Raw genomic sequence first — 1,143 nt, forward strand, 5'->3', positions numbered from 1 at the left:
GGACTTTGTCGATTAGTTTTTGAGCGATTTTCTGCTTGACGATGGTTGCGATTTGGTGATTCTTCTTGACTAAGGATGTTTCTGCGACAGCTACTTTCCCGCAATCCTGACAGCGGAAACGCCGTTTCCTTAGACGAATCAATGTCTTGTATCCAGCACCTTGAATATACAATATAAGTGCACAATAAAAACTCATAAGATTTTCTAGTAAAATAGAATTGGACGAACTAGTTACGAAAGGAAATCTTATGAGCTATCCACCATTTTACCATAGATGAGCGGGAAAGTATTCTGATTTACCGTACAAAAGGACTAAACTTTTCTCAAATTGGAAAATTTCTATTTCTCATACCATTCACGAAAGACCCGAAGAAGCAAACAAGCGAACTAGGATCGGTGATTGGGAAGCAGGTTGCAGGGAAAACCGGGAAAGCTTGCTTAGTTACTCTAACGGATCGCTATTCTCGTTTTCTTAAAATCAAGAAGGTAGCGATCAAGAAAAGCAAACTGGTCATAAAGGCTATGGTACAAATGTTGGAGCCCTTGCCGAAAGAAACTGTCACTCCCGATAGAGGAAAAGAATTCACGAATCATCAAGACTTGACTGATCAATTAAAGGTAGAGGTCTATTTCCCAGACCCTCATGCGCCTTGGCAACGAGGAACCAATGAGAATACCAATGGATTATTACGAGAATATTTTCCCAAAGGGAGCGACTTAACATTTATTGATGAGCACACCATTCAGCTGTGGGAGGCTAAACTAAATAATAGACCACGAAAGTGTCTCAACTGGAAAACTCCTTATAAAGTATTTTATGGTGAAATTGTGCACTTGATTTGACAATTCAAGTGAAATTAAGTTATGAAGACAAAGTAAAAATCTATGAGTTACGGCAAAATGGTGAAAGCATTAAGTCTTTGTCGGACCAGTTCAGTATTGCAGAATCCGGTATCCAATATATGATTCGACTGATAGACAGATACGGGATGAACATTGTCAAGAAAGGGAAAAACACCTATTATTCTCCAGAATTAAAGCAGGAAATGATTGATAAAGTGCTTCTGAAACAACAGTCAAAGCTGACCGTTTCACTTGATTACGCCTTGCCAAACCGAGGGACTCTTCCAAACTGGATAGCGC

3 pseudogenes are annotated in these 1,143 nt (G+C 39.5%); 2 read left to right on the top strand and 1 reads right to left on the bottom strand.

From position 1 onward, the window contains the following. Positions 1 to 169, bottom strand: a pseudogene (locus AC5FEC_RS10360) (ISL3 family transposase); the annotation flags it as partial. Positions 170 to 332: 163 nt separating this feature from the next. On the opposite strand from AC5FEC_RS10360, the pseudogene AC5FEC_RS10365 reads away from it, so the two are divergent. Next, positions 333 to 843 (top strand): annotated as a pseudogene (locus tag AC5FEC_RS10365) (IS30 family transposase); the annotation flags it as partial. Between the two features lie 8 nt (positions 844 to 851). Next, a pseudogene (locus tag AC5FEC_RS10370) lies at positions 852 to 1,143 on the top strand (IS3 family transposase); the annotation flags it as partial.

The organism is Streptococcus sp. STC1396 (assembly GCF_058933875.1).